Origin of the sequence: Mesorhizobium sp. M0626 (assembly GCF_040320665.1) — a bacterium.
Classification (GTDB): Bacteria; Pseudomonadota; Alphaproteobacteria; order Rhizobiales; family Rhizobiaceae; genus Mesorhizobium.
The window spans coordinates 1-15,190 of record NZ_JAMYQD010000024.1 but is presented as its reverse complement, the minus strand read 5'-3'; the positions used below and the strand labels follow the sequence as shown (position 1 = coordinate 15,190).

Annotated in this window: 3 protein-coding genes and 2 pseudogenes; 1 reads left to right on the top strand and 4 read right to left on the bottom strand. The window is 60.3% G+C overall.

What is annotated here, in order from left to right:
- Positions 1 to 175: 175 nt before the first annotated feature.
- From NKI37_RS26950 to NKI37_RS26935, 4 genes and pseudogenes are all read right to left on the bottom strand, one after another.
- Positions 176 to 608, bottom strand: a pseudogene (locus NKI37_RS26950) (carbohydrate kinase family protein); the annotation flags it as partial.
- Positions 609 to 800: 192 nt separating this feature from the next.
- Complete coding sequence (locus NKI37_RS26945) at positions 801 to 992, bottom strand: hypothetical protein (RefSeq protein WP_023679698.1); 192 nt, start codon at positions 990 to 992, stop codon at positions 801 to 803.
- A 932-nt stretch (positions 993 to 1,924) separates the two neighbouring features.
- A complete protein-coding gene (locus NKI37_RS26940; RefSeq protein WP_031210047.1) occupies positions 1,925 to 4,459 on the bottom strand; it encodes a two-component system VirA-like sensor kinase in 2,535 nt (844 codons plus the stop codon).
- Between the two features lie 641 nt (positions 4,460 to 5,100).
- A pseudogene (locus NKI37_RS26935) lies at positions 5,101 to 5,478 on the bottom strand (type IV secretory system conjugative DNA transfer family protein); the annotation flags it as partial.
- Between the two features lie 696 nt (positions 5,479 to 6,174).
- Here NKI37_RS26935 and NKI37_RS26930 point away from each other — a divergent pair.
- Entirely contained in the window at positions 6,175 to 15,054 is an 8,880-nt protein-coding gene (locus NKI37_RS26930; protein ID WP_352724208.1) for a Ulp1 family isopeptidase, read from the top strand.
- Positions 15,055 to 15,190 lie beyond the last annotated feature (136 nt).

Below are 15,190 nucleotides of genomic sequence, written 5' to 3'. Positions count from 1 at the left end.
CTGGCGGTCTTAACTTCAGTCTTGTCATGGTGGCGTTCCTTCGCGGCAATCGGTGACGTGAACAATCACCAGCCTGCCATGACCGCCCCCTCTCAGCGAATTTGCAGAACTCTCAGCACACTACCCCGACGTACTCACCCGGATAGTCCCGGCGATCCAGACGACCTGCTGCTGCCGTGCCGGAGCGGATCAGCTCGACGAACTCGTCGCGGTAGGGGTCGACGCAAAACGAATACGACAGCGTCATCGACACTTCGCGCCCAGCGGCATGCGCCAGCCGCGCGGTCTGCCGGATCGCTTGCTTGGCGCGCGGCGGGTCCCCCAGATAGCCCTCGAAATAAGTGACCTTGGTGCCCGAAGCCTTGTCCGGTTCGACATCGTCGGGCCGAGTTCGAAGCAGGCGCCGAGATAAGCGCTCGCCATCGGGCGTTACGAAGATCATCGAGCATGCCGTCGGTGGTTGTCCCACTAGCGGTTCGGTGTCGAAGGCGACGCCCTGGGCGTGGATGTCGTGGGCGTAGATCTCGCCGAGCGCGTCGTTCGACACCTGCCGAAGAAGCGGCGCGCCCGCCGAAGCTGCCTACGCCGGCGGCGGTGTTGCCGGCGCTGCATTGCCGATGCAAAGAACGTCATAGTCCGGCGTCAATGTCTCCGCTTGGGAACCCGCCGGCCTTCTTACCACGCCGGCCGGGCGCGGGTCTGGCAAGTGGGCTTTCCTTTTGCCAATGCGTTCGTTCCCGGCCCTCACGGGGCGGCGAGTCCCTGCCACCTGAGGCTACATGGCGGCCGTGGAGATTACCTCAGCAGCGGCGCCCGATCGGAAACCTCAGCACCTCCGCGCTTTGGCGTGGCTGCTTGAACTCTTCGACGGCAACCGCCTCAATCAGCAGATCCAAGGCTTCTCGGCCCCTTTGACTCATCGGGTCATCCCCACAAAGGTAGTCATACGCTCGATCTAAATGCCCTCGGGCGGCGGAAAAATCGCTTGTCATATCATAGAACCCTCTCCATCCGCCCGCATTGCCGTTTACGAGGTGAAGGTGGTGCAATCGTCAATATATACAGACAAATTTGAATTAAGTCGGTGATGATCATAGAGGTCGAGTCCCCGACCTGATAGCGCCATCGAGCCCGCCGACGACCACTCGCTGGCGCTCAGGGGCGCGGCGCTGAGTAGTGAAGCGCCGTAAAATGTCGACACAGGCGTTGGTGAACTGGACCGAACGACGAGAACAGCCTATCCAGTGTGTTGTCGGCAGTTAGTTCGAAAGTCCTGCTACACCCGATCCGATGCCTCTCAACGCCGAGGCCGCACCTCCGTGCCGAAGCCGGCCTCCCCAATGGTGGGTCGAGCCTTCGCTTACCCCGTGCTTGCCTCACAGATCCGCGACCGAGAACCCAGCCTCATGCTCCCGCCCTGCCGGGGCCTAGGTCCATCAAGCATGAATGGAACACGTCGGAACCTGGGACATCGCTTGCCCGGCCGGGCGGCGATAGCCTTGTCGGGGCAGGCGAGGAGCCGTAGCCGAGTGATGAGCGCACAGGAGAGTCTGGCGTGAATGGGGCGATGATTGTCAAGCTTTGCTTTTCGTCAACCATCTTGCATGACCGATTGGCGACCATCTCCTCGCCCAGACCCTATATTACCCGTCGCCTGTCGCCGCCAGCGCGCAGTGACTTGTCAAGGATGGAGGCCCGCAGACCCCATCGCGCGGCGACTTGTCCTTGACGGTCACGAGCACTGCGGCAGGTTTGCTGTGGTCGGGGAGCCCTTCCTTGGGCGGAAGCCGACGACAGTGTTCGAGGGGAACTCGCCATGAGCCGGGTGCGCAGAGATCGTCCGACGCTCTTGTATTTGCTGGATCCCAGCCGGCTCCGCCTCCGATTGCCTCGGTAGCTCGGTAGCCTGAGCGCGTCGGCGGCATCATGCCATTATCATCCTACGGATTGCATGCTCCATCGTCCTGGACGAGACCGGTTTGGCTAGCCAAAGGACGAAGGTCTGATTACCAGATGTGATCGGCATGGGGTCGCTTCCACCAACGACGATGATGGGCACCGTCATCAGGGTGGTACGTACGGCTTCAGGCTGTCCTGGCCCGAGGGAAGTCGCTTGATCGAAAATTAGGAGGTCGGCTGCCTTCCCGCTCTCGATCCAGTCGCAAAGACTTTCGAAGGTCGCGAAGCCGACAGGCTTATAACCAAGCGCGGCGATCTTATCGTTGTAGATCTCCAACGCTGCTGGATCGGACTCCACGACTGCAATGATTTCTCCATTGCCAAGTGATCCATCGTATGGACCGGAAGCGCTATCAGCTCTGACCTGCTCCTCAGCGCAGGCCGGTAAGTAGAGATCGAAGCGTGTACCTCGGCCAACAGCCGAGGTGACGTCAAGGCATCCTGCGAGCGCGCTCACATGGCGGTCCACCGCAGCAAGACCCAGTCCGGTCCCGCCGACGCGAGAGCGCGTGGTAAAAAAGGGCTCAAAGATGTGCGGAAGCACCGAACTTGCGATTCCTTGGCCATCGTCGCTGATGGAGAGGAGAACGTAATCTCCCGGTTTCAAGGTGCCCTTAGCCACGGGCTTCGTTTGACAGACGTGAGCGCGAGAAACGCTAATCTCGACACGGCCCTCATTCAAGAGAGCCTCCGACGCGTTCTTGCATAGATTCATAAGGATTTGCTGTATCTCGGTCGGGCTGCCCTCGATCACCGTTTGCCACTCGTTGATCTTGAAGTTCAACTGAACATCCGCACGAAGTGTAACCCGCAGCAATGGCGCGAGATCCATTACACTCTCCGAGACGTCGAAAGGCATCGTCACGCGCTTCCGAGTTCGGCTTAGTGACAAAATTTGATCAATAATCAGCTTGGCTCGGTTGCTGGCCAAGATAATTTGGCCGATGTGGCCCCGAATTCTCGAGGGGCGGCGCACAAGACCTTTAGCCATCTCTGCGTAGCCGACTATTGCTCCTAGAACATTATTGAATTCATGTGTAACGCCGCTTGCGATTGTGCCGACCGCCGTCAGCCTTTCCGCATGCTCCCATCGACTCTCAAAAAGGTTACGTTCCGTGTGTACACGTTGCATTTCAAGATGGTTGCCTAAACGCACAGTAGCGCTCGCCAGAACCAGGAGGTCGTCTGTGGAGGGTGGTGAGCGATCTCCTTCAAAAACAAGGATACAAACCGCAGCCTGCTGATCGGAGGCCCTGCAACCAACAATTTGACAAACACCGGTAGTGCCTACGGCAGTCCGAACCACTTCCGACGCCGGAACGACGCGAAACACTGGCTGTTCCGGGTGTACAAGTGAGACGACTTCATGGATTAGCGTGGCGTTCCAGACGCGCATGCGCTTGTTCGCGACAAAGTACTCGGTATTCCTGCTGATACTCGGATCCACCAGAGCAAGCGCGCATTGATCTGCATCGAAAACGCATTGAATGAGTCTAAGCGCTGCTTCGGTGGAGAAGCGCCGCGAAGCCTTCGTTGCTTGACTGTCGATGAAACAAGCTTCGATCTCACTCATCGCCGCTTCAAGCTCTAACCGCCTTTCCAACCGGTTCGTCCGCACATGCAGCGTGGAGGCTCGAATGGTCGCAAACAAGCAGAGGCATATGGACACCAAGCCAAAGAAAAGTCGTGTACGCTGCGCTTGCGCGCTGGCGAAGCTGTAGGCTTTCAGATGTTCTCGCTCCAATTCGGCAGCCTTGGCGAACGTGTCGAAGGATGGGATCCGATTGACAGCGCGGTCCAACCTCAACATTGAGGACAGGATAGCGCGGCCCTCGCGGGCAACATCCTCCGTGACTTGGTCCTGGCTAGGAGGAAGTCGGCGGAGAGACTGATCGATTTGTAATGCGAGGCTGAATCCCGGTCTGGCCGAAAATTGAAGGATCAGATTGGAAAATTCAGGCCTGTTCGACACTCCCCCCCGAAGGCGATTAGCCGAGCGAGCAAAGCGTACCAGAGAGCTTTGCAGAAGCTCATTTTGCGCGGCCGAGGCCGAGATGGCAGCTTCTGTGTTTTCGAGGGAATTTTTGAGCTGTGCAACCAACCTGGAGTGCACCCCGGAGCTCTCATTGGGCGAGATCTCAACAAGGCGTTGGTAGTTTTGAAGGTTCCTTTTTAATGCTTGCCCGGTAGAAGCAACGGAACGGAAGTCCAATACCATGTCTGCGCGGGCGACGTCTCGCTGGAGCAATGCGTAGTTGATCTGAATCGTCCGCAGTTCGCTTAGGACCGCCTCGTTGATCTGGGGGTCTTGCCACTGTATCGCGACCAAGAGCGCGACCGAGGCCACTAGGGCCATTACAGAAGCTTTGTCGGTACTGAGCCATTTTTCCCAAACGAACGGCGTTTGATCCGCGGTGCGTGCCTTGCGAAGGTCCGATTTGAATTCTAGCTCCCCATCGCGTCGGTGTGCGGCCGGATGCTGCTGGAACAGGAAAGCCAAGTGTACCTCTCCCCTCAAATAGGCGGTGTAGACGCCGTTGCACTCTGCCCCCATGGCCCGCTGACCTTCCATTGATTCGCGGGCGTTTCGACCTCGACGGCGAGGCGGCAGCACAAGGCGGGCAACTGATCGCAGTTTTCGGAACTGGTCTTCCGAGAGATCATCGAAGGGGCATACAAGCGCACGCCTGCAGCAGCCGAGGATGATACCGGTCGGTCAAACGCAACTGGCGAGGGCCGGATCTGCTGTTGGCTGGCAGCTAACACTGGCGGGGCGGCGGCCTCAACTCCGGCGTGCCTAGAGCCGGCTGCTGCGAAAGCGTCCGACACGCTTCCCTTGGGGTCATCCCGTCCGGCGGGCATCCTTGGATCGCTGAAAAAAGACGAGGCGGCTTGATGATCCTGCCCTCGCTGAAGCACCTCGCGAAACCCCTTTTCCAGTCGCAGAAGCTCATCTGGACCGGTAGGCGGCTCGTCAGCTCGACCATCGAACAGCGGCCGGAGCGCCTCGGACACGTGCTGCTCAAAGCCCACTCGCCGGGCCTGGACCGCTTGCCCGTCTTCCAAGCCGGCGTCCTGCACCTGCGACAAAGCTGTTACACGGGATGGATTACTATTTCGCGGGTTCATACTAGCCTCACATCAAACTGTATCGTCAAAGTCCTGCGCCAATTCACACAGCGGGTCATCGAGTTGAGATTCTGCGGAGAGCGCCTCCTCTGCTCCCGTCAAGGGCGCCGGCTCCGGGAGGGCGCCTGTCTGGCTTTCAAAGATGCGTTTCAGAATGCGATCCGAAAATATCGCACCTTCCTCAATTTTTAATGGTGGCAGACCTTTGATGAGAACAATCTCGTAGTCGTCATCGAGCAGCCGAACCTGTTCGGGACGCAATAGCGGTGCACCTTGATGTGAATTCTGAATGTTCCAATCGAACGTTCGCGCCTGGCCGTAGGAAATCGATTGGGCTTGAAATGTGAATCCACCGATAGCTTTGGAAATGTAGTTCGGAGTCTCGTCATCTACCTCGATGTTCCTAGAAGCGCGCCGGCAGCCCGGGCGGGGGGCTTGGGGTTAGACTGCCAGCGCACGCCACTCATAAAGAGCGGCCTCTTTTCGCGGTTCGGACACCCATAGTCAACCCGGCAACGTCTGGATGCCCGCTGTGCTTTTTGCAGAGCGGCGATGCCGGGCATATCGGCCGATCCTGTCTAGGATGGTGTGGCCACTCTCGTCGGCCGAGTTGATGCTCCAGCCAGTATCGCCTTGCCGACCAGCATGAGTTCGCCGTTAGCAATCCATCGTTGCGAGCCGAGACCGAGGTAAAAAGCGCGTGTTATCGACTATGTAGCTGACGCTCCCGCTGACGCAGGGTTCCCGCCATTGCCTCGAGGACTACCTCGAAATGAAATACCTCTGCACGGGCGGCATCTGAAGCATGGGCTTGCAGGGGCTCGCAGACCGGTAAACCAGCGAGCCATCTCCAAATATGTGAATTGTGGATTGCTCCTTGACGGGAGCTGAGGGGCGGCTCCGCAAGCCTTACGGCGCTCTTTGCGAGCCGTAGCTGCCGAGCTGGCAAAAGGCCGGGCTACGTCGCGCCAGCGCAATCGGCGCGCAGAAAATTAGGCCTACCCGCTCCGGGACCGCGGACCTCGTCAGCTTCTCGTAAGTATGCCCGAGTAGGTTGCTCAGCTGATCTGTGGACGTGAGGCTAGCGTGAACCGGCACAAATTTGACCTATCCAATGTAACAGGTTGGCGGCAGGTGCAGCCCCCGGCAACTCAAGAGCAAGCGGCACAGGCCGGGCAAGAGGGCTTTGAGCAGCGCTCGGGCGAGGCGCGCCAAGCCGCTGCCCAAATTCCCGCCCCCGGCGTTCCGGCTCTGCCAGACCCGTTCCATCCTCATCCGTCTCAGGGAGACCTGAGCCTCATCGAAGGCGCGGCCCCATGGGAAGCGCAGCCCATGATGCAAGGGAGCGGACAAGAACACGCCGCGGCGCCGTACGCCGGAGGCAGTGGGTCGATGCTAGGTGCCTCGGTGCTGCAGCCGGGTCACTCAACGGCGCGCCATCATCATGCGCCGGATTCGTCAGTGGGTGATCTGAATCCTTCCGCACCGTTCGAGTTGCGTGACCATGCTCGTTCCCCCGTGCCGGCGGCGGTGCAGCCAGATCCTCCAGTAGTGGTCTCCGACGGTCGCGGCTGCAAGCGTCCACTTTATTCCAACGATGCGACCGTTGTCGAAGGGCTGAGGTCACTCTACGCGGGTAAGGCCAAGGAGGAAACGGTCAAGCGCCATGTAAATTCTCTTTACGGCTTTGGTCGTTGGCTCTTTAAAAATAACAAGCCGGGATTTGCTGCTCGGCTTCACGAGGAGTCGCTGGATGAAGATCTCAAGGAGTACGAGAGCAGTGGTGGCTCCTCGACTGTGGCTGTGGCACTGCGTCGTCTCAGAGAGTCGGCGGGCGGAGTGCCAATGGTGGGCCGCGCTGTCCTGAATCCCGACCCTGCCGACGCCGTGCTCATCAAAGAGTACAAAGCGGCTCTCATCAAAGAGTACAAGGGAGCGCCTGCGACCGGGCCGAATCGCCAAACCATTCACGACTATGGAGCTACTCTTAGACGTTTCAGTGAATACCTGGTTGAAAACAACAAGCCGGGGATTGCGGCTCGGCTTCACGAGGAGTCGCTGGATGAAGATGCCAAGCGCTATAAGGACTCCAGTGGTGACCGGAGGATCATTGCACTAGCTCAACTCCGGAAGTTCCTGCCGTCCGCCGCACTCGGGCGCGAAATTGCCCTTGCTGCTCGTCCGGAAGACGCAGTCGGCATGGAGGCTCGTGCCATTGGGGACGCCGCTGCGCAGCACCGCGGGCCGCAGAAGGCATTGGGTCGGCCAGAGAAGCTCCCTGGGGAAGCTAATGAAGACGCCGCTGTTCTGCCATCGTCTTTCGTACCAACTGGGCACCATCACCAAGCCTCGGATCCCGCAGAGTCCTTTCGTCCCCTGATCTGGCGCGACGGCGACCAGCGCGCGCCGGACGAGCGGATCGCTGCACAGGACAGGAGCAACCTGCTACCAAGCGAGGAGGTGCCGCTGAGGCCACCGGAATTCGCTCCGCCCAGCTTGCGGGCGGAGAATTCCGCCTCGCCAGAGCTCTTTCCTGAGGGGATGTCCCCCGCGGTCGAAGGGTTTTTTGGTGTTTTCGGCGACCCCAGCGGGCGGGTGCTCGGCGCATTGCAATTGCTAGGCGACGAACATATCCACAGGGATTACCAGCTCCTGGAGCAGGAGTTGCAGGGGAACAATCCAGAACTCGCCGCCCGGACGCGGTTCGTGGATCCCCTCGTAGCCAATTATCATCTGCGCTTGGGCTCCGAGAGCGACAAGCTAAGCGCATTCCAGCGCATCGTCCATAATCAGAACGGTAACGACACAGCCGACTTCCTGTTCGTGCCAGTGAGCGATGGCGGTAAGACTCTTGCGGAGCGCGGCAAACATTGGTCGCTGCTGTTCGTTGATCGCAGCGACCGGGAACGGCCGGTTGCCTATCATTATGACTCCGTCAGCGGATGGCATGACAAGCTTGCAAAACACCTCGCAGAAAGGCTGGGCGCCAGCCTGGAGACCCGCGTGGACTTACCCCGCATCGCCCAGCAGAGCAACGAGTGGGATTGCGGAGTCTACGTGGTGGACGGCACGCGGGCGCTGGTTGGGCGATTGCAAAGATGGCAGCCAGACCTGCCAGACCTGCCAGACCTGAACCTCAACAACCTCGTCGTCAATCGGCAGGCACTACAAACCCGACTCATGGGTGACGATACATCTGGAACGGCAAATTATCTCACGAACTTTGAACTCATGGACCGACAGGCGCGAGACGCGGTTAAGGAAAGCCCCGTTGGGACGTTTCACCAGCGGATCAAGCGGCTCGGCCAGTCAGCGCGAGCGTTGCACGACAGAGCCCTGGCTCCAGTCGCGCCGGACCAAGGCAACCCAGACTCGGTGTTCGTACGGGACGTTGTTCCCGGGGAAACACGCCATCATCATGCGCCGGATTCGTCAGTGGTTGATCTGAATCCCCCCGCACCGTTCGAGTTGCGTGACCATGCTCGTTCTATGCCGGCGGCGGTGCAGCCAGATCCTCCAGTAGTGGTCTCCGGTCGCGACAAGCGTCCTCTTTATTCCAACGATGCGACCGTTGTCGAAGGGCTGCGGTCAGCACTCTATGCCGGTAAGGTCGGGGAGCGCACGGTCACGGACCATGTAAATTCTCTTCTCGGCTTTGGTCGTTGGCTCTTTGATAATAACAAGCCGGGATTTGCTGCTCGGCTTGACGATCCGTTGCTGGATCAGGATCTCAAGGAGTACCAGCGCGAGAGTGGCTCCTCGAACGTGGCTAGAGCACTGGGTCGTCTCAAAGAGTCGGCGGGCGGAGCGCCAATGGTGGGCCGCGCTGCCCTGAATCCCGACCCTGCCGACGCCGTGCTCATCAAAGATTACAAAGCGGCTCTCATCAAAAAGTACGAGGCAGAGCCTGCGACCGGGCCGAATCCCAAAACCACTCAGGACTATGCGGCTACTCTTAGACGTTTCAGTCAATACCTGCATGAAAACAACAGGCCGGGGATTGCGGCTCGGCTTTACGAGGGGTCGCTGGATGAAGATGCCAGGCGTTATTTGGACTCCAGTGGTAACCGGTGGATCAGTGCACTAGCTCATCTCCGGAAGTTCCCGCCGTACGCCGCACTCGGGCGCGAAATTGCCCTTGCTGCTCGTCCGGAAGACGCAGTCGGCATGGAGGCTCGTGCCATTGGGGACGCCGCTGCGCAGCACAGCGGGCCGCAGAAGGCATTGGGTCGGCCAGAGAAGCTCCCTGGGAAAGCTAAGCAGCTGAGCGAGATCGGCAATTCAGGCGCTCGCGTGCTGATGCAGGCCCCCACCCATCAAGTGGGTGCATTGCCATGGGAGGCGCAGCCCATGATGCTGGGGGACGAGCACCTGGCACCGCATACCGGAGGCAGTGGGTCGATGCTGGGTGCCTCGGTGCTGCAGCCGGGTCACTCAAGGGCGCGCCATCATGATGCGCCGGATTCGTCAGTGGTTGATCTGAATCCCCTCGCACCGTTCGAGTTGCGTGACCATGCTCGTTCTGTGCCGGCGGCGCCTGCCGGGCCAGCGTTCGCCAGGGCTGAGGAGACGCCCTCCGCGGTTGGCGAGGCCGCGGTGGCCGAAAGGTGGGCTCGGTTGCAAAAGCAAATGGACGAACCAGTGCATGATCCCGGCCCTCAAGTGGATACATCGCCATGGGAGGCGCAACTCATGGTGCAAGGGAGCGGACAAGAACACGCCGCGGCGCCCTACGCCGGAGGCAGTGGGTCGATGCTGGGTGCCTCGGTGCTGCAGCCGGATCACTCAACGGCGCGCCATCATCATGCGCCGGATTCGTCAGTGGTTGATCTGAATCCCCCCTCACCGTCCGAGTTGCGTGACTCTGCTCGTTCTGTGCCGGCGGCGCCTGCCGGGCCAGCGTTCGCCAGGGCTGGGGAGACGCCCTCCGCGCTTGGCGAGGCCGCGGTGGCCGAAAGGTGGGCTCGGTTGCAAAAGCAGAAGGTCGACGCTGATTTGTCGGGATATTTCGACTCGATTCCGCACGCGGACCTTCTACGATCGCCATGGGAGGCGCAACTCATGACGCAAGGGAGCGGACAAGAACACGCCGCGGCGCCCTACGCCGGAGGCAGTGGGTCGATGCTGGGTGCCTCGGTGCTGCAGCCTGGTCACTCAACGGCGCGCGATTCGTCAGTGGTTGATCTGAATCCCCCCGCACCGTTCGAGTTGCGTGACCATGCTCGTTCTGTGCCGGCGGCGCCTGCCGGGCCAGCGTTCGCCAGGGCTGAGGAGACGCCCTCCGCGGTTGGCGAGGCCGCGGTGGCCGAAACGCTGGCTCGGTCGCAAAAGCAGATGGTCGACGCTGATTTGTCGGGATATTTCGACTCGATTCCGCACGCGGACCTTCTACCATCGCCATGGGAGGCGCAACTCATGCAAGGGAGCGGACAAGAACACGCCGCGGCGCCCGACGCCGGAGGCAGTGGGTCGATGCTGGGTGCCTCGGTGCTGCAGCCGGGTCACTCAACGGCGCGCCATCATGATGCGCCGGATTCGTCAGTGGTTGATCTGAATCCCCCCGCACCGTCCGAGTTGCGTGACCCTGCTCGTTCTGTGCCGGCGGCGGTGCAGCCAGATCCTCCAATAGGGGTCTCCGGTCCCGACAAGCGTCCTCTTTATTCCAACGATGCGACCGTTGTCGAAGGGCTGAGGTCAGCATTGGAGAGCACGGTCAAGCGCCATGTAAATTCTCTTCTCGGCTTTGGTCGTTGGCTCTTTGATAATAACAGGCCGGGATTTGCTGCTCGGCTTCACGAGGAGTCGCTGGATCCGGATCTCAAGGAGTACGAGAGCAAGAGTGGCTCCTCGGACGTGGCTAGAGCAGTGGGTCATCTCAAGACGTGGGCGGGCGGAGCGCCAGTGCTGGACCGCGCCGCTGTCCTGAATAATCCCGACCCTGCCGACGCCGCGCTCATCAGAGATTACACAGCGGCTCCCATCAAAGAGTACAAGGCAGCGCCGACCGGGCCGAATCCCGCTACCATTCAGACCTATGGATCTGCTCCTAGACGTTTCAGTGAATACCTGGTTGAAAACAAAAAGCCGGGGATTGCGGCTCGGCTTCACGAGGGGTCGCTGGATGAAGATGCCAAGCGCTATAACAACTCCGGTGGGATCAGTGCACTAGCTCATCCCCGGAAGTCCGAACTCGGGCGCGAGCTCCCTGGGAAAGCTAATGAAGACGACGCTGTTCTGCCATTGTCTTTCGTGCCAACTGGGCCCCATCACCAAGCCTCGGATCCCGCAGGGTCCTTTCGTCCCCTGATCTGGCGCGACGGCGACCAGCGCGCGCCGGACGAGCGGATCGCTGCACAGGACAGGAGCAACCAGCTATCAAGCGAGGAGGTCCTCATCAACCGTGAGCATGATACAGCGGAGTTGAGACCAGCGAAGAGGCAAAGGCCCCTGAACAGTCGTCTGCAGGACGTTGCCACTGAGCCGCAGCTGAGCGAGATCGGCAATTCAGGCGCTCGCGTGCTGATGCAGGCCCCCACCCATCAAGTGGGTGCATTGCCATGGGAAGCGCAGCCCATGATGCAAGGGAGCGGACAAGAACACGCCGCGGCGCCGTATGCCGGAGGCAGTGGGTCGATGCTGGGTGCCTCGGTGCTGCAGCCGGGTCACTCAACGGCGCGCCATCATCATGCGCCGGATTCGTCAGTGGTTGATCTGAATCCCCCCGCACCGTCCGAGTTGCGTGACCATGCTCGTTCTGTGCCGGCGGCGGTGCAGCCAGATCCTCCAATAGGGGTCTCCGGTCGCGACAAGGGTCCCCTCTATTCCAACGATGCGACCGTTGTCGAAGGGCTGAGGTCAGCTTACGCGGGTAAGGTCAAGGAGAGCACGGTCAAGCGCCATGTAAATTCTCTTCTCGGCTTTGGTCGTTGGCTCTTTGACAATAACAGGCCGGGATTTGCTGCTCGGCTTGACGAATCGTCGCTGGATCAGGATCGCAAGGAGTACGAGAGCAGGGGTGGCCCCTCGGAGTACGAGAGCAGGGGTGGCCCCTCGATCGTGGCTAGAGCACTGGGTCGTCTCAAGACGTTGGCGGGCGGAGCGCCAGTGGTCGACCGCCCTGTCCGGAATCCCTACCCTGCCGACGCCGCGCTCATCAGAGATTACACAGCGGCTCTCATCAAAGAGTACAAAGAAGCGCCTGCGACCGGGCCGAATCGCGGTACCATTCAGGTCTATGGATCTACTCTTATACGTTTCAGTGAATACCTGCATGAAAACAAAAAGCCGGGGATTGCGGATCGGCTTCACGAGGGGTCGCTGGATGAAGATGCCAAGCGCTATGTGAACTCCGGTGGTAACCGGAGGATCAGTGCACTAGCTCATCTCCGGAAGTTCGCACCCGGGCGCGAAATTGCCCTTGCTGCTCGTCCGGAAGACGCAGTCGGCATGGAGGCTCGTGCCATTGGGGACGCCGCTGCGCAGCGCAGCGGGACGCAGGAGGCATTGGGTCGGCCAGAGAGGCCCCCTGGGAAAGCTAAAGACGGGCGGGTGCTCGGCGCATTGGAATGGCTAGGCGACGAACATATCCAGAGGGATTACCAACTCCTGGAGCAGGAGTTGCAGGGGAACAATCCAGATCTCGCCGCCCGGACGCGGTTCGTGGATCCCCTCGTAGCCAATTATCATCTGCGCTTGGGCTCCGAGAGCGTCATGCTAAGCGCATTCCAGCGCATCGTCCATCAGAACGGTAACGACACAGCCGACTTCCTGTTCGTGCCAGTGAGCGATGGCGGTAAGACTCTTGCGGAGCGCGGCACCCATTGGTCGCTGCTGTTCGTTGATCGCAGCGACCGGGAACGGCCGGTTGCCTATCATTATGACTCCTACAACGGATGCAATGACACGCTTGCAAAAGAGCTCGCAGAAAATCTGGGCGCCAGCCTGGAGACCCGCGTGGGCGTATCCCGCATCGCCCAGCAGAGCAACGTGGTGGATTGCGGAGTCTACGTGGTGGACGGCACGCGGGCGCTGGTTGGGCGATTGCAATCGCAGCCAGATAACCTGAACCTCAACAACCTCGTCGTCAATCGGCAGGCACTACAAACCCGCCTCAGGGGTGACAATACATTCGGAACGGCAAATAATCTTACGAACTTTGAACTCATGGACCGACAGGCCCGAGACGCGGTTAAGGAAAGCCCCGTTGGGACGTTTCACCAGCAGATCAAGCGGCTCGGCCAGTCAGCGCCAGACGTTGCTCCCGGGGACCCATTTAAATTTCAAAGTCTTGAGAGCAAGGGGGACGCCGCTGCGCAGCGCAGCGGGCCGCAGGAGGAATACAGTTGGCCAGAGTATCTCCCCCCTGGGAAAGCTAATGAAGACGACGCTGTTCTGGCATCGTCTTTCGTGCCAACTGGGCCCCATCACCAAGCCTCGGATCCCGCAGGGTCCTTTCGTCCCCTGAGCTGGCGCGACGGCGACCAGCGCGCGCCGGACGAGCGGATCGCTGCACAGGACAGGAGCAACCAGCTACCAAGCGAGGAGGTCCTCATCAACCGTGAGCATGATACAGCGGAGTTGAGACCAGCGAAGAGGCAAAGGACCCCGAACAGTCGTCTGCAGGACGTTGCCACTGAGCCGCAGCTGAGCGAGATCGGCAATTCAGGCGCTCGCGTGCTGATGCAGGCCCCCACCCATCAAGTGGGTGCATTGCCATGGGAGGCGCAGCCCATGATGCAAGGGAGCGGACAAGAACACGCCGCGGCGCCGTACGCCGGAGGCAGTGGGTCGATGCTGGGTGCCTCGGTGCTGCAGCCGGGTCACTCAACGGCGCGCCATCATCATGCGCCGGATTCGTCAGTGGTTGATCTGAATCCCCCCGCACCGTCCGAGTTGCGTGACCATGCTCGTTCTGTGCCGGCGGCGGTGCAGCCAGATCGCCCAAAAGTGGTCTCCGGTCCCGACAAGGGTCCTCTTTATTCCAACGATGCGACCCTTGTCGAAGGGCTGAGGTCAGCACTCTATGCCGGTAAGGTCGGGGAGATCACGGTCAAGCGCCATGTAGATATTCTTTTCGGCTTTGGTCATTGGCTCGTTGAAAATAACAAGCCGGGGATTGCGGATCGGCTTCACGATTCGTCGCTGGATCGGGATCGCAAGGAGTACGAGATCTGGGGTGGCGGCCCCTCGGCCGTGGCTGGGTCACTGGGTCGTCTCAAGACGTGGGCGGGCGGAGCGCCAGTGGTGGGCCGCCCTGCCCTGAATCCCCACCCTGCCGACGCCGTGCTCATCAGAGAGTACACAGCGGCTCTCATCAAAGCGTACGAGGCAGCGCCGACCGGGCCGAAACCCCGTACCGTTGAGGTCTATGGGTCTGCTCTTAGACGTTTCAGTCAATGCCTGGTTGAAAATAAAAAGCCGGGGATTGCGGATCGGCTTCACGAGCGGTCGCTGGATGAAGATGCCAAGCGCTATATGAAAACCGCTGACATCAGTGCACTAACTCATGTCCGGAAGTTCGCACTCGGGCGCGAAATTGCCCTTGCTGCTCGTCCGGAAGACGCAGTCGGCATGGAGGCTCGTGCCATTGGGGACGCCGCTGCGCAGACCGCGGCACAAGCTCATGGCCACGCAGGAGAGCAGGGACCCATCTCTCGAGCTCAACAAGTCGCGCCAGCGCCGCTTGAACGGCACTTGGGCAAGAAGCGTGAGGCCCAGGACGGACTGACGAGTACACTTGACAGGAGCAACCTCGTGAACAGCGGGGGCGTCATCATAAACAATGAACATTACACAGCGCTGTTGAGACCGGCGAAGAGGCAGAGGACTGATAATCCGCAAAGCCGCGCCATGGGGCGGCAACTGAGCGAAGCAACCACGACGTCCATCAGCCAAGCCTCCGATCAAGCCCGAGCGGACCTAATGGCTTCCTTCAGAAGCAGGGAGCGCTCCGACGCGGGGCGTTGAGCTCCATGGCTGGGGTCAAGCAGAACAGCTCTCTTGACGACAGAGGCGCTGATGCGATCTCCGGACCGGTAGCTCTCGCTGTAATTGATCAGGCTGGTACTGTTGGAAGGCTTGATCAGCCTCGTCACCCCAATCT